The sequence below is a fragment of the Kitasatospora sp. NPDC127116 genome, assembly GCF_042677365.1.
Taxonomy (GTDB): Bacteria; Actinomycetota; Actinomycetes; order Streptomycetales; family Streptomycetaceae; genus Kitasatospora; species Kitasatospora lactacystinica.
Genome location: NZ_JBHXTL010000001.1, coordinates 175,123 through 192,564 on the forward strand (window position 1 = coordinate 175,123; position 17,442 = coordinate 192,564).

Below are 17,442 nucleotides of genomic sequence, written 5' to 3' on the forward strand. Positions count from 1 at the left end.
AGACGGGCACAAAAGAACCCCTGATAACCGCAGCGACTTGTCCCGGGGGAAGCCGGCGGCCTTGATCCGGCGCTCGGAGCGGCGCCGGGCCCGGTCGTCGCACTCGGACATCAGGAGCTCGGAGAGGAAGCCGAGGTAGGACATCTGCTCGCGGGCGGCACTCTCGGCGAGTTCGGGGAACTGGGCGCGGATGGTGGGCAGCCGCAGCATCCGGCATGCCTGGTCGATGGCGGCGGTGGCGGCCTGCTCGGTGATTCCTCGCTGGCGGGGGAAGGTCACGGCGTTCTCCTTCACGGGGTCGGGCGATTCGGTCGACGGTGTCGCAGCAGTTGGTCGTAGTGGGCCACCGAGGGCAGCGGCCTCGTGTCGGGCGGGAGCTGGGCCAGGCGCCGCTCGGTGAGCGAAGTCACCGTTGCCCGGTCTGCGGCGGGCGGCTCCGGTTCTGCAGGCGTCCTCATGTCGGCCTCGGCGGCCTTGCGTGCCTCCAGCGCGACGGCGTCGGCGGTCAGCGCGCCTGACCGGAGGGCGGCAGCGAGGCCGGCGACGAGATGCTCGTGGGGCAGATGCCGGCCCAGCAGCAGGACTTCGATCAGCGCGCGGGTGCCCTCGCGCTCGCCGTGGGCTTTGCGGGCGGCCGCCCACCAGGCGTCGTGGACCGGGGTGAAGCGGCCGGCTGAGCGGGCCTGGTCGAGTGCGGTCGCCCCGGGCAGGGCACCGGGCTTGCGGACCAGGGCCTCCAGGTAGTGGTCCAGATCGAGGCGGGTGCCGCCCTTGGCGATCAGCCTCTCGTGCCGGGCGACCTCCTCCCGGCCGTCGTAGACGACCAGCTCGGAGGCGTGCAGCATGACCCGGACGGTCCGGCCGATCATCCGCACCGGCACCGAGTAGCGGTTGTTGCGCACCCCGATCTGGCTGTAGCGGTCGACCCGTGGGGTGAACAGTCGGCCCGTCTCGAACGGCTCGTCCGGCAGCGACTCCAGGAGCGGCCGCTCGGCGGCGAAGCACTCGCCGATGGTGCGGGGCCGGGACCGGATCCGGCGGGCCTCGTCCTCCTCGTCCCATCGGTCGATCATCGCGTTGAGCTCGGCCAGCGTCGCGACGTCGGGGACGGGGACGAGGTGGTTGCGGCGGAACCAGCCGATCTGGCCCTCGACGCCGCCCTTCTCATGGGCGCCGCCGATGCCAGGCTGGCAGTAGAGGACATCCAGGCCGTAGTGCGAGCGGAACGCGGTCCACCGCTCGGCCTCCACACGCTGGCGGGAGAAGCCCAGCACCCGGGCGACGGCGGCCCTAAGGTTGTCGTAGCGGACCCTCCCGGTCGGTACCCCGCCCAGCGTGTTGAGAGCGTGGACGTGGCCCTCAAAGAACGCCTCCTGCCCGCACGAGGCGAAGATCCGGTGCACCGCCTTGCCGGAGTAGGACAGCCGGAACGCGAACAGGTAGCAGGTCACCAGCTCGCCGGCCAGACGCACCGTCACGTCCCCGAAGTCGACCTCCGCCTCCGCACCAGGCTTGTGGGTCTGTGGGACGAACGCGTCCACCACCCCGCGGCCCGCCTGCAGACGGATCTCCTTGCGGCGCTCGGCCACGTAGCCACGGACCATCTGGTACGAGACCTCGTCGGCGCCATGCTCGTCCACCAGCCGGTCATAGATCCGCTTCACCGTGTGCCGCTGCTTGCGCGGCGCATCCAGATCCGCCCGCAGCATCTGGTCGATCAGCGGCTTGAACGGATCGAGCCGCGTCGCCCTGGGCGCTGGCTTCTTGCGCGGCTCGGGCCACGCCGACTCCAGGGCCTTCTTCACCGTCAGGAAGCCGACGCCGTACTTCCGCATGAGGGCGCGGTTCGACAGCCCGGCACGCGAGTCACGGCGGATCGCCGCGTACAGATCGACCTTGGACTTCGGCAACACCCCGGCCCCCTCGTCGTGCAGAGCACAACCATGGTCCCGAAGCAAGCATCCAGGTGTTCTCAAAACCCGGCGACATCACTCTTCCGTGGCACGGGGTGCTCTCGCCGCTCAGCGACAGGTGCTCTCACGAACCACGTATAAAGCCACGGTGACCCACCATCGCGCCGAGCTCTACCAGCCACGCGGGAACTCGCCGCGAAGCCTTGATCCGGGCCTCATGCTCCCCTCCTCCTCACGCTCCTCAAAGGACGACGCACCGGGTGAGGGTGATCGTTCTCACCGGGTGCGTCAGCCCTCCACGCTCGCCGTCGATCGGACGATCAGTCTCCCTCGCGCCGGCCTCGGCGGAGGCCACCGGCTGGCTGCTGCTGCGGCTTTGGGGGCCAACTCCCACCACCCCAACCACACGGTCCAGACCCGGGCCCTGCATGCCTACCTCCGCTGGCGCAACGCCAACGCCCGCCACCGCGACGTCCTGGCCGCCGAACGTAAGGAACGCGCTCGCATCCGCAGCGAGAGAGGCATCCGCTGGGGCGGACGCCCACTCGCCACTGCGGCCCGAGCGAACCGGTGAACCTATGCGGTCAGAGCACTAGGGAGGGAAACGACCCGCGGATGCCCGGTGCCGTCCGGACGCCCGGCATGGCCGGCTGACTGCCTCATCTCCAGCCAACGGCCCTGACGCTTCCACGAGCAGCCCCGGCGAGAGCCCTCTCAGAGGGTGTTCTGTGAGCCTTTAACCTCCAATAAGCAATCGTGACTGCTTGTCGGATGAGTTTGGGCAATGGTGTGATGATCCGGGCCCTGCCGGTCCACGTCCTTGACGGGAGGGGTTCAGCCGGGCCCGGCTCCGTTCAGCTGGCGAGAGACTCCGCGTAGGCACCGAAGGCGTACATCGCTTCGAGGCTGCCCGGTCGTGGCGGGTCGGTCGGGTCCCAGCCCAGCTCCCGGTCCTGGATCACCTGGGTGAGCAGGGGGCGCCAGCGCGGGTCAAGGGTTTCGCGCGCCCATTCCAGTGCATCGCGCTTGGAGGCCACCTCGCCGGTGTGCAGGGTGAACAGTGCCCGGCAGTAGGTGGTCACGGCATAGCGCTGGCTCCAGGCCACGTCGAAGCGGGCCCAGGTCCGCAGGTCTTCCATGAGGCCCGGCAGCATCTCGCGCATCGATTCGCGCAGGGCCTGGGGTGGCACTGCGTCGACGAGGTCGGTGACCGGGGGGCCGGCGAGGGTGATTCCGTGGTTCCTGAGGATCCAGCGGGTGTGCGGGCTGTTGCAGTGGGCGTCCCAGATCAACTCGCGGTGGCCGTGGTCGCAGAACAGCCACGGTGTTCCGAGCCCGGCGACGGCGCGCAGGGACGTGGTGTCCGCGTAGGAGCCCTCCAGGTGCTTGGTCCAGAAGCCCGGACGGGTGGGAATCTCGTCGTGGAGCCGGCGGAGCTCTGCCTCTGTGGCCCCGGCGGGCAGGACGGTAGTGGCAACGATGAAGTCGCAGTCGCTGTGCAGGTCTCCGGCGCCCAGCGCGAAGGAGCCCTGCAGGTAAGCACCGACGAACGTGTCGCCGAGGATTCCGCGGACCGCGTGGACGAACTCGTCCAGGAGCGCGTCCAGCTCCCGGTACGGGGTGAACATGGGGGATCTCCATACCCGTTGAAGTGGAAGGGGCTCACGGGCGCGGCGGAGATGAACGGGATGCCGCCGCGTTCAGGCGCGGCGGATCCGCCCTGCGGCGAAGCAGTACGACGTCATGGGATGGACGGTAGCCGTCGCCCCCTTTGCCGGGCAATCGAGATTCCAGCGGGCGGATCGCGTCTCTTCTCGGCAAGCGGTAAAGATCTCGTGTCAGAGGTCAGCCTTTGCCGGATTTCAGCTTGAGTCGGCCTCCGGTGTGCCCGGTGTTGGCTTGGTGAGGGCGAACGGGCCGGGCTCGGGTTCGGTGAGGATGCCGCGGGTCACCGGGCGTTTGAGCTTCGCGCGGGTGCCTTCGGTATGCCGCGGTTCGGCGCCGAGGCCGAGTGCCTGGCAGACGTCTTTGGCGCGGAGCCCGTCCGTGGCCTTCTCGATGGCGGCCAGGATGTCGCGGTATCCGGGCGGCAGCGGCTCCGGAAGCGGGATGCGCGCAGAGCAGCTCGCGAGGTGGGCGCAGGACGGCGACCGGGCCACGGCCGACGAAGCTCGCAATGGGACCGGTACGGGACCGGTTGAGGCGAGGGAGCCAGCCTGTGGAGGCCCTTATCTCCGCCGCAGCAAGCGCCTCATGAATCCGGCCCTGGGCGTGGCAGGCCCGATCGAACCGTCATCGTTTCGCCGGATGGCGGCTCCGATGGTGGTGCCCTTCACCCGCTCCCCGCGGTGGAGCTGGCCGGCTTCGTCCCGCTCCCACGTCCGCCCCTGAGCGTCCTGGAACTCAATGGTGACGGGTCGCTGAACGGTCCCCGGCGGTACCGCAACGCTGATGTCGCGCTGCACCGTCTCCTTGGGTGGAATCAAACCGATGTTGATGTTCACCACGTCGGTCTCGCCCGGAAGCTCGCCGGGCGTAGCGGTCCGCAGGACCACCATGGTGTTGAACACCGGCTGAACCGAGCCGTTGTGCACAACGACCGAGTCGTAGCGGTAGCTGCTGAATCCGGAGGGGGTGGGCGCCGGAGAAGCCCCCGCCGGGGCTTCCTTGCGGCCGGAAGCCCGACGCGTTCAGCGGGAGGGCATTGTCGCCGCCGTCCGACCGGACGCAGCGAAGCGGGCGCGGCACTGCCGGATCGGCCGAAGGCCGATGCACCCCACCACTTTCGGTGCCTGACGGTGAACCGGTGACCGTACGGACGGTCAGCGCCCTTCGCCGACGATGAGGCCCGGGAGTCTCCAGGGAACTCCACCGCGCTGTACGGTCGGGCGAGTACCGCAGCCGTCGACACAGGAGCCGAGATGGAACCGGATCATGTGCCTGATTGGTTCTGGGAGGTCCTGGAGGCGACACGACCGCGTCTGTCTGCCCTGGAGTCGTGGTTGGAGTCCCACTCGCGGGAGGTGCTCGAAGCCTTCGCGCTCGCATACGAGTCCGCGGCGGAATCGCTGGCCGACTTCTCGGAAGGTGTGAGCGTGGACGGGGACGTCTGGTCCGAGGACAGCACCGAGGATCTGTGCATGTGGGTGGTCGGGCAGGGCCACGGGCTGTGGAGCTCGGTGGTTGGGGGAGAGCTGCGGCTGGAGGAAGCCGCTCGGATGTACCTGGGCCGTGCTCCGCTGCTTCCGGAAGGCGTGGCGCTGTGGGACGGGGAAGTCTCGAACCCTGAGCACAGGGGCTACCAGTCTCCCGGGGCCATCGTCCACGGCGTCTACCGGACGCGATTCGCCGAGGAGCTCCATGAACGGCTTGAGGCCATGTGAGGGGATTGCCCGGGCCGGGCGGGTAACGCGGCGGCGCCGCGCACATCGTCGACCGGGCCGGCCCGTGGCCGAGAGGAACATGAGCCGCTTCACGCCAGGTGTCCGGTCGACTACCCTCTGCTCTGCGAATCTTCGGAGTGTTGCAGCAGAGAGGAAGCACCGTGGGTGACGAGAACAAGGGCGGCCCGAACGACGGCAAGGGCGGGGCCCACGCCAAGCCCGGCGGTCCGCAGATCGGCCCGAAGCCGAACCCGGACGGACAGGGCCCGACTCCCGATCCGAAGCACAAGTGACGGCGGCCACCGACGTCCACGTCCGGCTGGTCGACCGGCTGGAGGCCTCGGGTGCACTCACCCCCGGTTGGCGGCAGACGTTCCTCGACGTCGGCCGCCATGGGTTCCTCCCGGACGTCTTCTGGGCGAGCACCGGCGACGGCTACGAACGCTGCGACCGCGCGCAGAGCCCCGAGCGCTGGTTGGAGCTCGCGTACTCCGACGTGGCGATCGTGACGCAGTGGGACGACGGAGCGGACAGCGGACAGCAGCGGGAGCCGACCTCGTCGGTCTCCATGCCGACGATGGTCGCCTCCATGCTGCGCGACCTGGACGTCCACGAAGGCCACAGGGTCTGGGAGGGCGGAACCGGCCCCGGCTGGAACGCCGGACTGCTGGCCCGGCGCCAGGGCGCGCACAACGTGGTGACCGTGGAACTGGACGCGGAGGTCGCCGCCCGGGCCGCCGCCAACTTCCGCTCCCTCGACGCCGCTCCGACCGCGGTGGTGGGCGACGCGGCCCACGGATACCTGCCCGGGGCCCCGTACGACCGGGGAATCCTCACCTGCTCGGTACGGGAGGTCCCCCCGGCCGTGATCGGGCAGATCCGCCGGCAGGGCGTGCTGGTGCTGCCCTTCGCGCCGCTCTTCGGGGGCGGAGCCGTCGCCCGGCTGACCGTCGCCGACGGCACGGCCAGGGGCCCGTTCACCGGCTCCTCGGCGTTCATGCGCATGCGCCAGCAGCGCTACCAGGCCCCGCCCGTCGACGACTACCTGCCCGGCGACTGGCCCGGGGACGCCGTGCAGGAGTACACGACCCTGAATCCGCTCGAAGTCGTCGACGACTGGCTGGCGTCCTTCGTCGTGGGCCTGGCCGTACCCGACGTGTACTACCGGCGCGGCGACGGCGGCGGTATGACGACCCTGTGGCTGTTCGACACGGGCGTCACCTCCTGGGCGACGGTGGACTTCGTGGACGGCGCGCGCCGGTTCGAGGTCCGCCAGTCGGGCCCCCGCCGGATGTGGTCGGAGGTCGAGGAGTCCTTCCAGTGGTGGGTGGGGGAAGGCCGTCCGGGGTTCGAGAGCTTCGGGCTGACCGTGGACGGGGGCGAGCACCGGGCGTGGCTGCACGAGCCGGCCAACCCGCTGCCGTCCCCACGGGGGCGGGGCTGAACCGTGCAGGCCGCGTGCGGCATCGGCGGAACCGGTTGCGGTGGCCCGCGGAGGTGCCTTGAGAACGCGTCGGAGTCGGGCACGGCGATGCCGTGACCACGGTGCTCGTGTCGCTCCACGAGGCTGTCCCTTGTCCGCTCGGCGAACCTGTCAACCGACCTGCTACGGCAGCCGGCGGTCCTCGAAGGGGTCGTCGCAGTCGTGGGGCTCGTACGGCTCGAAGTCGGGGCGGTCGATGAGCTCGGCGACCGAGAAGGGGTGCCGGTGGTCGGTGAGGAGCCGGTGGACGAACTCGGCGGTGGAACCGTCGAACCGCGCACAGCTGTCGCCGTCCTCGTCGCGGGCGACGACCGGCCACCGGTTCGGGTCCGCGCCCTCCGTCAGCCAGTAGAACTGGTCGGCCCGGACGGAGTCGGCCCACCGCAGGAGCCCGCCCGGGGCGGGGTGGAGCCGGTGGGGGCGGTAGAGGTCGGCGATACCGGGGTCGGCGGCGAGTTCGGCAAGGCGCAGGGCCTGCTCGACGAGGCACAGGAACTGCGGGAACGGGTTGTCGCGGCCGGGCGGGGGGCCGGGCAGGGAGAGGTCGAGGAAGCCGGCGAACGTGCCGGGGCCGAAGTGCTCCGCCAGGCGCCGGTAGTCGGCGGGCAGGGCGGTACCGAGCCGGGCTTCGGCCGACGACCAGTCGACGGGCCACTGCCGCGACCGCGGCCGGCCCGTCACGACGGCGAGCCGCCGCACCCAGCGCCCACCCGGCACCTCGGCCCCTTCCTCCGCGTCCCCGGCGGGCAGGAAGGCCGTCGCCGGGTCGACCCGGCGGGCCGTCACCGCGACCAGGTGCGACCCGCCGCCGCCGTTGTCCCGGACGATCCCGCAGCCGATCCACCGCCCGCCCGCCACCCACCCGCACAATTCGACGAGCCGCCCGGCGAACGGCGCGGCCAACGGCAGCCCGCTGCCGTCGTCGAGGGTGGGGTCGACGAAACCACCGGTCGCCAGGACGCGCGACGACCCCCAGCGCGGGCGCAACGCCTCGACGAGGCGGCGGTGGGCGGTGGTGAGGTCGCCGTCGGCGGGCAGGCGGGCGACGGCCGGGGCAGGGCGGGCCAGCAGGGCGTCGATGCGGTGCAGGTGGTCGGTGGTGTGGTCCATGACGTCAGTCAACCGCGGGCCGCCGACAGGGCTCCCGGCAGTCCTCGCCGTGGCGATCACAGCCGGCCACCAGCGCGCCGGACTCCTCGGGGATCCGGCGCCGGCCGCGGACAGCTGCGCCGTCGTGGCCGCGTTGATCGACGGTGCGGCCACCGTCGATCGGCTGAAGCGCGAGGACGGCCGGATCCGGCTGATGCCGCACACCTCGGCGTAAGAGTCGAGCGCCGGTCGTGGCCGTCGACCACCCGGTTCGAGGAGCAACAAGCCCGCGGTTGGAGGTGACCGGCACGGGCCGGTCGTGAGTGCCGCCGGTGCCCTGTCCACGGGCGCAGCGCCCGACGCTTCACCAACGGGCCCGTGCCCGGCCCGCACCACCGACGGAGGGGAAGATCATTGTGCCGAGGATCCTGGAGGAGCGCGGCGGCCACCTGCCGCACCGCGACTACATCGCCCGAGTCGCCACCGAGCTGGAGGCGGTCCGGTGCGGTCCCAACGGCTGGTGGCTGGAGGGAGAAGACCCCGCACTCTGCCCGTTCACGTTCGCCACGCCCACTCCTCACCCAAGTCGCCGCACCCGTGCCCAGCCCTACGGCAGCCGGCGGAAGCAGGCTCCGTGGCCGAGCACGACGATGATCACCACCAACATGACACAGAGTTCCAGGCTGGGGACTGCACGTAGCGGGTGTTCTCGGTCGACTCGCATGCCGACATATGCCCCCGGGGGCCGCCACTCTCCCCGCCAACTCCGATAACGCCGCGACCTGCTCGAATCTTCATCCGGAGTCGAGCCCGCACCCGCTCCCCGGAATCGTCAAGCGCCGCCGCTCCAGCGCCCACCTGGACATGGTGGAGCTGCGCCTTCTCCGCCGCCCGGTCGATCTCGGCCGGCGTCATCCCGTCCGCGTCCCGGCACACCAGCGCGGTGGAAGTGGTCCGTGTCCGGGCGGAGCTCCAGCTGCTCGTCGGCCGGGTGCAGCCAGCGTGCCGGGTGTCTCCCGGACGGCGCAGCTGCTCCGGGAGACGCTGGGGGATGCTCTTGATGTAGGTCTCGCCGACCACGACGTCCCCGGTACGCATCGCTGACTCCTCGTCCGTGCCTGTCTCCATCGTGCTGTGACCGGACAGCACGCCTTGCGAATGGACATCGAAGTTTGCGAGCACCATGGTTCAGTCACTCTGGGTGATGGCTGAGCGAGATCTGCCGCCGAGCCGGGGCGCACTCTCTGGCTGCGGGGCGGCTACGGGACGGCGTGGTGGAACACCCCCTACCTCGGCGTCGCCGTCGGCCGGCGACCAGGACTGGCACCCCCCGCTCGCCAAGGTCGGCGGTGCGGCGGTCCCCCTCCGGCTCCCGGCCGCCTTCGCCCCGGCCGGGAGCCCGTGCTCGTTGGGCGCGTTCAAGGCCGGCGTGTGAAGGCCGCTCAAGACTTGGACGAGCCGGCCGCGGCGAAGAGTCGTTCGGCCTCGGCCTTGACCGCCGCGAGGTCCTTGTGGCTGATCTGATCCACTGCCCGGCTCAGGACTTCTCCCAGGTCCTCGTCTCCGGGTTTCGCGCCGATGAGCCCGCCGACCAGGCCCTCCTGCGGGGCGAAGTCATGGGTGATGACCAGCTCCGTCGAACCGTCGGCAAGTTCCCTCACGCGCCATTCCCCACCCATGTGGCTCATCAACTGAGCTTTCTCCAGCTGCTCATAGGCGATGACCCGGCGATCCTGGTCGATGTCGCGCCGCGACACCCAGGACTGCTTCTGGCCGGCGACCTCGGCCACGATCCTGACGATCTGGTGGGTCGGGGAGCTCTCCGTGATCTGGACCTCGTGGGTCTGCGGGAAGATGCGGGCGTATCCCTCCACGTCGACCAGGACATCCCATACCTTCTCGACGGGGGCGTTGATCGTGATGGCGTGTTCCTTGTGCTGCATGAGGGTCCTTCCGGTGTTCGATCTGGCATACGGCCGGAGGTGGAGTTCGTGTCCCCCGGTGTAGGGGATGCGCGCGGCCGTGCACGACGGGCGGACCTCCCCGACCCGGCCACCCGGACCATCCGCTGCCCTCCCCAGGACATCCCCGCCTACGCCGGGCAGCTGGCTGGTCGGCTGGGCGAAGAAATACCTGAACCTCACGGTCAGGACCGTCAACCGGCCCGAGGACGCGAAGGGGTTCGTCGTCCTGCCCCGCCGCTGGGTGGTCGAACGCTCGCACGCCTGGGTCATGCACGCCCGCCGACACGCCCGCGACTACGAACGCCTCGTCCGGCACTCCGAATCGCTGATCACCTGGGCCGCGATCACCCTCATGACCAGGTGCATCACCAAGCAGCAGTCCAGACGCCCGGGACAGCCGCCCTCCCGCCCAAGCCCAGCAGGACTGATCGTTCTCAACGTCGGCCGACCGATAGCCCTCCGCACCGGCCGGAATGAGGTCTCCAAGAACGTCACGCCACCGCCGCCGGTCGCCCAGCTCATCGTCGCCCGCCCGGATGGCACCCCGCTCGGCGTCCTCGCCCTCGACGACCAGGATGCCGAGATCCTCGTCAAGTGCGTCCACGAGATGTCCGCCGACCGCTACGGCCCGCTGTTCGCCACGGACCTGGAAGGGGTGTGACCCCGGTACGCCAGAAACCCGCCAGAACTTGATCTTGGCCTGCTGAGTGCCTGACGTTGTCGGGGACCTCGGCGATGACGGTCGGCCATGCCCTCGACATCTCAGTCTCCAAGATCCCCGACCTCGTCACCCGCGATCAGCTCTGCGTCTCCTCGCGGCGTCCAATAGCGGCCGCATCGGGTACGACGAGCAGCTTGCCGGTGGTACGCCGAGCCTCCAGATCGCTGTGGGCCTGGGCGGCCTCGGACAATGCGTAGCGGCCCGTTACGGTGACCTCAAGCGCCTTGGAGCGCACCCACTCGAACACATCGGCGGCCCGTCGGAGCAGTTCGGACCGATCGGCGATGAAGTGCCCGAGGCTGGGCCGGATCAGGGTCAGCGAACCGCCGTGGGCGAGCCGAATCGGATCAAACGGCGGCACGGCACCACTTGCCGCGCCGAAGAGCACGAGATGGCCGCGGGTTCGCAGGCTGGCGAGGCTCGCATCGAAGGTGTGCGCGCCGACGCCGTCGAAGACGACCGGCAGTCCCTGACCGCCGTTGAGTCGCCTCACCTCGGCTGCGAGATCGTCGACTGCGGAGGAAAGGATCACCTCAGCGGCCCCGGCACGCTTCGCCAGCTCGGCCTTCGCCGTGGTCGACGTCGTGCCGATCACCCTGCCGCCGAGATGGGTGATGAGCTGGGTCAAAAGCAGCCCCATGCCACCAGCAGCCGCATGCACGAGCACCGTGTCGCCTCCCTGAACCGGGTAGGCGTCCTTGACGAGATAGTGCGCGGTCATGCCTTGGAGGAGCACGGCGGCGGCTGTCTCGAAGCCGATGTCGTCGGGCAGCGGCACCAGCCGGGAGGAGTCCACGACGGCCCGCTCGGCATACGTGCCGGGAATCTCCACCCAGCCGACCCGGTCCCCGACTGCGACGTCGGCGACGCCGGGTCCAACTTCGACGACCGTGCCGGCGCCCTCAGCGCCCGGGGTGAAGGGCAGCGGGAGGCTGTACCGGCCTTCGCGGTGGTAGACGTCGAGGAAGTTGACCCCGGATGCGGCGACCTCCACGACCGCTTGGCCCGGGCCCGGCGTCGGTTGATCAATATCGACCAGTCGCAGCACCTCGGGACCGCCCACTTCGGACATCTGAATCGCTCGCATGACCCCTCCTGAAACGGCAAACTTCCCTCACCAACTCCACCCGTGGCGATGCTATTTCCGCTCGCGGTGAGGTGTCGTAGCCGTCACGTTCAGGTCAGCGACATGAAGCCGGCCGTGCCGCGGACAGGCCCACCGAACGTCCTGAGCTGGCACGCTGAACGATGCTCGGCCGCAGCCTCGCCTCCGGATACTCCTCCGGTCTCGGGAACCGGCCCATCCGCTGGTACGACTTCAACGCCAGCAGCAGGGCCGGCTGATCTCCATCCGCGTCCATCCGCTCCGCCGCCCGCGCCGCCTCCTCCCGCGTCGGCGCGAAGAACAGATGCAGCTCATGCGCACTGACCAGCCGCTTGAACCGCGGATACGCAGTCCGCTCGATCGAAGTCGTCCCCACGCCCCGCAAGATCCGGTAGCCAATGACGTTCCAGGCACCCGCGCCGCATCGTGCCGCCCGAGATCATGCCGCGGGCGGCCATCGGCTCGCGCAGGTGCCACCGGGTCCAGATGTGCTGGCCATCCAGGGGCACGGTCATCGTCTCCGTGTCGGTGAGGATCGGTTGCAGGGCCGCCCGTACCACCCCAGAATGACTTTCTATAACAGCCCTAGACCTCAGCCACCTACTCAGCCGGCGCCGCGCGCGCCCCTCACGTACGCGTGAAAACGGCGGTTCGGAAGGCTGGCCATGGCAGTGGTGACGGTAAGGCTGTTATAGAAAGTCATTCTGAGAGGACCGGAAAGACGCACCTCCGCAGATCCCTGGCGACCAGGAGCCCGAGGGATCATGTGACGGTCGAACCTTCCTCCCATGGGCCTGAGTCTAGGAACGACCTCTGACAGCGACGGGCCCGCCGCCGAGCCGACAGCCCGGCCTTCGGGGAGGATCGCTCCGGGTGTCGGCGGTAGCGGTCGGTCTGCGCCGAGCCGGTTCGGAACGCGGCCGCAGGCGCGGAGTTGCCGGTCGGGGACGTGGTCGTACCGATGATGGCGCCAGGACCGGCACCCAAGACTTCGAGATCATCTCGCGGCGGCTTGTGGGCGCCCCTGGCTGGACAGCGATCGACAACCCGCCTCCGACACCTCTCTGACCGGCCTGTGACACCCTGGGTCCCATGCACACCCCAGCCGGCGGGCCCACCCCCAAGGAAGAGCTCCCAGTCCTCCACCCCGATCCCGAGCAGGTGCTCACCGACTGGCTGACGACCACCCCGCTCGGCGACAGCGCCCAGCTGAACTACCCGCGCGAGGTCATGCGCTGGATCGCGTACATCGGGGACCGGGTCTGGACCGCCGGCGGACGCGACGTCAAGGACTGGAGCGCGGGCGCGGACAACGCCCGCACCCGCGCCTTCCTCGTCAGCGCCGTGCGCGGCTTCTACCAGCACGCCCAGCGCTTCGACCCCGGCATCGTCAACCCCGCCCCCAAGACCCTGCGCCCCTCCGTCGCCGACCTCCCCGGCCGCCCCGCCCTCACCCGCGCCGAGTCCACCCTCTACGTCTCCGCCCTCGACCGCTACAACGGCCTGATGCCCCACCGCGCCCGCGCGCTCGGCTACCTCGTCCTCGGCCGCGGCCTGCGCGCCCACCAGGCCGTCGCCCTCGACGTCGAGGGCATCGTGCGCGAGCAGCACCGCACCACCGCCCTCGTCACCCTCAAGGGCGGCGGCACCGAGTTCCAGGAACTCCCCCCACCCGTCGCCCTCGCCGTCGAGGACTACCTCCCCCACCGCCGCACCGCCGCCCCCCACAGCAGCCCCGAGGCCGGCCCGCTGCTCACCAGCGGCCGCGGCCGCCGACTCGACCCCGCGCCCAGCGTGCGCGACCTCCTGCGCGCCGTCGCCTCCACCCACCCCCAGCTCACCCACCTCGCCGACACCCTCACCGCCGACGGCCTCGCCGCCAGCCCCAACCCCTTCCTCGGATAGGTCCCGCCGCCCATACCAGGGAGCGGTGGGCGGGACCCGGTGCGGACGGCGTCGAGCACGTCGGTGTCCGGCGGCCGAGGGCGCCCGCAATGACCGAATCTCCGCCGGAGCATCCTTTCCCCGTCTACGGTGGGGTCCGTGATTCCTGAGTACGTGTCGGCTCTTCGCAGGGCCGTCGGCCCCGACCACCTGCTGTGGCTGTCGGGGGTGGTCGCGGTGGTCCGTGACGGGAACGGACAGGTGCTGCTGCAGCGCCGGTCCGCCGGCGGACCGTGGACACCGCTGAGCGGAATCGTGGAGCCGGGCGAGGAGCCGGCCGCCGCGGTGGTGCGCGAGGTCGCGGAGGAGACCGGCGTGCAGGTTCTGGTGGAGCGCCTGGCCCAGGTGGGTACCTCCCCGCAGGTGCGGCACGGCAACGGCGACCTGGCGCAGTACCTGGAGCTGGTGTTCGCGTGCCGGCCGACGGGCCCGGGTCAGCCGGCCCGGGTGTGCGACGACGAGTCGGTGGAGGTCGGCTGGTTCGCGCTGGACGCCCTGCCGCCGATGAGCGGGCGGATGCGGGAGATCATCGCGCTGGTCGAGAGGGACGAGCCGCAGGCGTGGTTCACGCCGGCGCCGTGAGGGTGCACCGACGCACCGGTGTCCGGCCGGCGTACGCGGCGTCCAGCCGGGCGCCCAGGGCACGGCGCGCGCCACTGGACCTCATGCCCGAGGACCACCGCCGCCACAACGACGGGCACCCCGGGCCTGCTGGACGTCCTGATGAGCAGCCGGCTGGTTCGCCAGCAGGCCGCGACCATTCGACAAGGCGGAACCGGTCGCGCGCGGCTCGCACCCGCGCCGGTTCCCGTGGTACCTCGGGAAGCCGAAGACGCCAGTCTTCGGCCTCCCGAAGCGATCTGCACGCCGTCGCCGAGGGGCCGCGCTACAACAAGTCCATGTCGGTCGTGAAGGGCTGACGCTTCTGGCCGAGTTCGGTGACGGCTGCTTCGGCGGCGGCTCGCTCGATCTTCGCGCGCTGGGCTTCCCGGAAAGCCGCGTCGTGCCGCCCAGTCGCGTCGTGGGCTGTTGTCCCCGTCGAGCCGTCGACCTGTTCGCGCAGGATGTCGGCGTGTCCTGCGTGCCGGCTGGTCTCGGTGAGCATGTGAACCAGAACGTTGAAAAGCTTCACATCGGGGCGGGGCCACCAGGGCACGTAGCCGGCGGCGTCGATGGCGAGGGCGGTGATCGTCGCGTCTGCGTGCTCCCAGACACGACGGTAGCGGTCGGTGATCTCCTCGCGCGTCTCGTGCTCGGTCGCCCACATGTCGGCGTCGCGCTCCCCATCATCGTCCCAGCGGGGCAGGGGCTCGGGGAACGGTCGGTCGAAGACTTCGCCGAAGTACCTGGCCTCCAGCATCGCCAGGTGCTTGACCAGGCCGAGAAGATTGGTGCCCGTCGAGGTCAGGGGCCGGCGGATGTCGTACTCGCCGAGCCCGTCGAGCTTCCAGAGCATTGTCTCGCGTAATTCTCGCAGATCGCCGTGCAGGTACTCTTTCGCGAAATCATCGATCATGGTGCACGAGCCTGTCACGCGCCGCTGGTGGGCTCAACGTGCGACCGGCACTCCCGGAGTGGCAAGTGCGTCCCCGTAGTGGGCGCGTCCCGCTGTCACTCCCGGCTTCCGGTTGCGGCCGCACCGAAGGTGAGCGCGCCCGTCAGTAGCGCACAGGCGAGTGCGAAGGCCGCCCACTGTCCGATGGATTCGACGTGGTCGCCGAGCCCGAGCAGCTGCCAGGCGGTGTCCCGCAGCGCCAACGAGACCGGCAGTGTCAACGCGCCTGCGGTGGTCGCGATCCGGGCGGCCCGTCGCGTCCCCGATGCGGGAGGGGAGGCGGCGAACCGCAGGACGCTGTTGCAGATCATCACGAAGGCGAAGGTTCCGCCCGCGAAGACCGCGGCCTCCACGGTGAAGAGCAGCACCCCGGGCCAGCCCTCGCCGGAGGCCAGTCCCGTGGCGACCAGCAGGCCGGCGGTGAGGGCGGCCGCGGCGGCGAGCGGGGCGAAGCGCCGACGCACGAAGCCGAGCACCGTGCCGCGGCCGATCAGCGCGGCGAGTGCGCGCCCCGCGCGGGAGCGGGGGCCGGCGAGCAGGTTCGCGAGGGGCGCGAGGTCGTCCAGCCAGTCCCCGCCCGCACCGTCGGCCGCGTCGTCGGCCCCGCGTACCGGTTTCGGCAGCCGTCGGATCGCCCGGCGGTGCAGCAGCAGGCTCCCGGCCGTCACCCCGGTGAGCGGCAGCAGGGACGCGATCAGCCAGGGGGTGCCACCGTCCCAGGAAGCGCGGTCCGCCCGCGCGGCCACCGCCGCCCAGTCGGTGGCGAGCGTGGCGGCGACGAGCAGCGTGCAGACCAGCGCGGCCCGAAGTACCTGCTCGACCCGGTAGCGCGGAAGCGGCCGGTCGCGCCGGCACAGCAGCACCCGGACCGCACCGAGCGCGCTGAGCAGGGGGACGAAGAACATGGTGAAGGTCACCACCGCGTCGTACGGATCGCCCTGCCAGGGGCTGCCCGCCCGCACCGAGCGGACCTGCGTCGTCAGGTAGGCGAACAGGGTGAAGGCGGCGGCGCCGGCGGCGGACGTCGACAGCGCCGCGGCCGCGGTGGGCCGAGCGGGGTGTCCGACGTCCAGCTGATCGATCGTCACGTCGTTGCGCATGACGGCGATAGTACACATCGCGTAGTACGTGGCACGTAGTTCGCGGCACGTAGTATGGTGCTCCGTCAGATCGGAAGGAACGACACATGCAAGCCAACGACGCCCAGACGCTGGTGCTCTGCGCGCTGGCCGACGGGCCGATGCACGGATACGCCATCAACACGGCGATCGAGGAGCTGACCGGGGAGCGGCTGGGCCCCGGCAGCCTGTACGGGGCGCTGGCCAGGCTGGAGACGAAGCGGCTGATCGAACCGCTCGACGGGCAGGGCCGCCAGCGCCCGGTCCAGCTGACGCCCCTCGGCCGCGAGGTCCTGGAACGAGAACTGCGCGCCATGGCCCGCGTTGCGAACGCGGGACTACGGCGCCTGGGGGTGAACCCGGCGTGAGCATCGTCGCCCGGAGCCTGGTCAGGCTCTACCCGGACGCCTTCCGCGAGCGCTGGGGCTCGATGGTGGAGGACGAGGCCCGCGGCGCGGGCTGGAAGTCGTGGCCCAACCTGGTCGCGGGCATCGTGGACATGTGGCTGCACCCCGCCCACTGGCCCGCCGACTCCCCGGCGCAGCGCCAGCGGCGGGTGGCCACCATGGGGATCACGGTCGCCCTCGCCGCCTGGTTCCTGAGCCATTTGGCCGCCGAACAAGCCGGCCCCCTGCCCGCCGACGGCGTGCGGAACGGAGTCATGCACGGCTGCACCACCCTGCTGCTGCTCGGCATCGCCCTCGTCGCACCCCGGCCCCGGCCCACGCCGAGCGCCGCGATCACACTGCTGGGGTGGGCGCTCCGCCGTCTCGCCGTACCGACGCTCCTCGGCACCACCGTGGTCGTCCTGGTGCACGGCGGCGTGGACGCGGACGCCTCGCCGCCCACCCTGCGCACCGCCGTGCTCGCCGCCTGGTGGATCTCCCTCGGCCTCGGCGCGATCCAGATCCCCCGCATCTTCACCGGCGTCGGCGCGGACGCCGTCGTGCCACCCGGCACCGGCCGCCTCCGGGCCGGCGTACGGACCCTCGCCGGTGCCAGCGCCACCGGCGGCGCGACCATCCTCGGGCTCTCCATCGCCGCTGACGGATTCCACCCGCTCGGCGCCGGCATCGGCGTGGGCCTGCTCCTGCTGACGGCGGTGTGCGCGGGCACCCTGAGCGACCTGCGCGACCTGCCATCGGGGCCGTAGGCCGCACGACGCCC

At 70.9% G+C, this 17,442-nt stretch carries 18 protein-coding genes and 3 pseudogenes; 10 read left to right on the top strand and 11 right to left on the bottom strand.

Features of this window, described 5'->3' with window-relative positions:
* Positions 1–27: 27 nt before the first annotated feature.
* Both ACFVHV_RS00820 and istA read right to left on the bottom strand, forming a co-directional pair.
* Positions 28–279 (bottom strand): annotated as a pseudogene (locus tag ACFVHV_RS00820) (ATP-binding protein); the annotation flags it as partial.
* A gap of 11 nt (positions 280–290) precedes the next feature.
* Entirely contained in the window at positions 291–1,910 is a 1,620-nt protein-coding gene (gene istA / locus ACFVHV_RS00825; RefSeq protein WP_380347881.1) for an IS21 family transposase, read from the bottom strand.
* A 385-nt stretch (positions 1,911–2,295) separates the two neighbouring features.
* On the opposite strand from istA, the pseudogene ACFVHV_RS00830 reads away from it, so the two are divergent.
* Positions 2,296–2,487: pseudogene (locus ACFVHV_RS00830) on the top strand (IS630 family transposase); the annotation flags it as partial.
* A 280-nt stretch (positions 2,488–2,767) separates the two neighbouring features.
* On the opposite strand, the gene ACFVHV_RS00835 reads toward ACFVHV_RS00830, so the two are convergent.
* The 3 genes from ACFVHV_RS00835 to ACFVHV_RS00845 form a co-directional block, all read right to left on the bottom strand.
* Positions 2,768–3,541 (bottom strand): aminoglycoside adenylyltransferase domain-containing protein, encoded by a 774-nt coding sequence (locus ACFVHV_RS00835; RefSeq protein WP_380347883.1) that lies wholly within the window; start codon positions 3,539–3,541, stop codon positions 2,768–2,770.
* A 234-nt stretch (positions 3,542–3,775) separates the two neighbouring features.
* Positions 3,776–4,072 (bottom strand): hypothetical protein, encoded by a 297-nt coding sequence (locus ACFVHV_RS00840; RefSeq protein ID WP_380347885.1) that lies wholly within the window; start codon positions 4,070–4,072, stop codon positions 3,776–3,778.
* A gap of 69 nt (positions 4,073–4,141) precedes the next feature.
* Entirely contained in the window at positions 4,142–4,483 is a 342-nt protein-coding gene (locus ACFVHV_RS00845; RefSeq protein ID WP_380347887.1) for a hypothetical protein, read from the bottom strand.
* Positions 4,484–4,834: 351 nt separating this feature from the next.
* Between ACFVHV_RS00845 and ACFVHV_RS00850 the strand changes: the two genes are divergently transcribed.
* From ACFVHV_RS00850 to ACFVHV_RS00860, 3 genes are all read left to right on the top strand, one after another.
* Positions 4,835–5,296 (top strand): hypothetical protein, encoded by a 462-nt coding sequence (locus ACFVHV_RS00850; RefSeq protein ID WP_380347889.1) that lies wholly within the window; start codon positions 4,835–4,837, stop codon positions 5,294–5,296.
* A gap of 161 nt (positions 5,297–5,457) precedes the next feature.
* Positions 5,458–5,589: a hypothetical protein gene (locus ACFVHV_RS00855; protein WP_331768627.1), complete on the top strand. Its 132-nt coding sequence runs from the start codon at positions 5,458–5,460 to the stop codon at positions 5,587–5,589.
* Positions 5,586–6,740, top strand: a complete 1,155-nt coding sequence (locus ACFVHV_RS00860; protein WP_380347891.1) for a protein-L-isoaspartate(D-aspartate) O-methyltransferase — start codon at positions 5,586–5,588, stop codon at positions 6,738–6,740. Before ACFVHV_RS00855 ends, ACFVHV_RS00860 begins: the two co-directional genes overlap by 4 nt.
* Before the next feature lie 162 nt (positions 6,741–6,902).
* Here the strand turns inward: ACFVHV_RS00860 and ACFVHV_RS00865 are convergent, their stop codons facing one another.
* Positions 6,903–7,889, bottom strand: a complete 987-nt coding sequence (locus tag ACFVHV_RS00865) for an SMI1/KNR4 family protein (RefSeq protein WP_380347893.1) — start codon at positions 7,887–7,889, stop codon at positions 6,903–6,905.
* A 49-nt stretch (positions 7,890–7,938) separates the two neighbouring features.
* On the opposite strand from ACFVHV_RS00865, the gene ACFVHV_RS00870 reads away from it, so the two are divergent.
* On the top strand, positions 7,939–8,103 hold the full coding sequence (locus ACFVHV_RS00870) for a hypothetical protein (RefSeq protein ID WP_380347895.1): 165 nt from the start codon (positions 7,939–7,941) through the stop codon (positions 8,101–8,103).
* 1,207 nt (positions 8,104–9,310) lie between these two features.
* On the opposite strand, the gene ACFVHV_RS00875 is transcribed toward ACFVHV_RS00870, so the two are convergent.
* Positions 9,311–9,811, bottom strand: coding sequence for an aromatase/cyclase (locus ACFVHV_RS00875; RefSeq protein ID WP_359902412.1), 501 nt, complete (start codon positions 9,809–9,811; stop codon positions 9,311–9,313).
* Positions 9,812–9,977: 166 nt separating this feature from the next.
* On the opposite strand from ACFVHV_RS00875, the pseudogene ACFVHV_RS00880 reads away from it, so the two are divergent.
* Positions 9,978–10,197, top strand: a pseudogene (locus ACFVHV_RS00880) (transposase); the annotation flags it as partial.
* A 432-nt stretch (positions 10,198–10,629) separates the two neighbouring features.
* Here ACFVHV_RS00880 and ACFVHV_RS00885 read toward each other — a convergent pair.
* Both ACFVHV_RS00885 and ACFVHV_RS00890 read right to left on the bottom strand, forming a co-directional pair.
* On the bottom strand, positions 10,630–11,640 hold the full coding sequence (locus tag ACFVHV_RS00885; RefSeq protein WP_359902415.1) for a quinone oxidoreductase: 1,011 nt from the start codon (positions 11,638–11,640) through the stop codon (positions 10,630–10,632).
* A 94-nt stretch (positions 11,641–11,734) separates the two neighbouring features.
* The gene (locus ACFVHV_RS00890) at positions 11,735–12,034 is read right to left on the bottom strand and encodes a DUF4158 domain-containing protein (protein WP_380347897.1); all 300 of its coding nucleotides are present in this window, start codon (positions 12,032–12,034) and stop codon (positions 11,735–11,737) included.
* A 716-nt stretch (positions 12,035–12,750) separates the two neighbouring features.
* Here ACFVHV_RS00890 and ACFVHV_RS00895 point away from each other — a divergent pair.
* Together ACFVHV_RS00895 and ACFVHV_RS00900 are read left to right on the top strand one after the other, a co-directional pair.
* Positions 12,751–13,563: a hypothetical protein gene (locus ACFVHV_RS00895; protein WP_380347899.1), complete on the top strand. Its 813-nt coding sequence runs from the start codon at positions 12,751–12,753 to the stop codon at positions 13,561–13,563.
* A 138-nt stretch (positions 13,564–13,701) separates the two neighbouring features.
* A complete protein-coding gene (locus tag ACFVHV_RS00900; RefSeq protein ID WP_380347901.1) occupies positions 13,702–14,184 on the top strand; it encodes an NUDIX domain-containing protein in 483 nt (160 codons plus the stop codon).
* Between the two features lie 304 nt (positions 14,185–14,488).
* Here the strand turns inward: ACFVHV_RS00900 and ACFVHV_RS00905 are convergent, their stop codons facing one another.
* Together ACFVHV_RS00905 and ACFVHV_RS00910 are read right to left on the bottom strand one after the other, a co-directional pair.
* Positions 14,489–15,118, bottom strand: coding sequence for a DinB family protein (locus ACFVHV_RS00905; protein WP_380347903.1), 630 nt, complete (start codon positions 15,116–15,118; stop codon positions 14,489–14,491).
* Between the two features lie 95 nt (positions 15,119–15,213).
* Entirely contained in the window at positions 15,214–16,257 is a 1,044-nt protein-coding gene (locus ACFVHV_RS00910) for a hypothetical protein (protein ID WP_380347904.1), read from the bottom strand.
* An 86-nt stretch (positions 16,258–16,343) separates the two neighbouring features.
* Between ACFVHV_RS00910 and ACFVHV_RS00915 the strand changes: the two genes are divergently transcribed.
* Together ACFVHV_RS00915 and ACFVHV_RS00920 are read left to right on the top strand one after the other, a co-directional pair.
* A complete protein-coding gene (locus ACFVHV_RS00915) occupies positions 16,344–16,643 on the top strand; it encodes a PadR family transcriptional regulator (protein WP_380347906.1) in 300 nt (99 codons plus the stop codon).
* Positions 16,640–17,428, top strand: coding sequence for a hypothetical protein (locus ACFVHV_RS00920; protein ID WP_359902432.1), 789 nt, complete (start codon positions 16,640–16,642; stop codon positions 17,426–17,428). Before ACFVHV_RS00915 ends, ACFVHV_RS00920 begins: the two co-directional genes overlap by 4 nt.
* Positions 17,429–17,442: the final 14 nt, after the last annotated feature.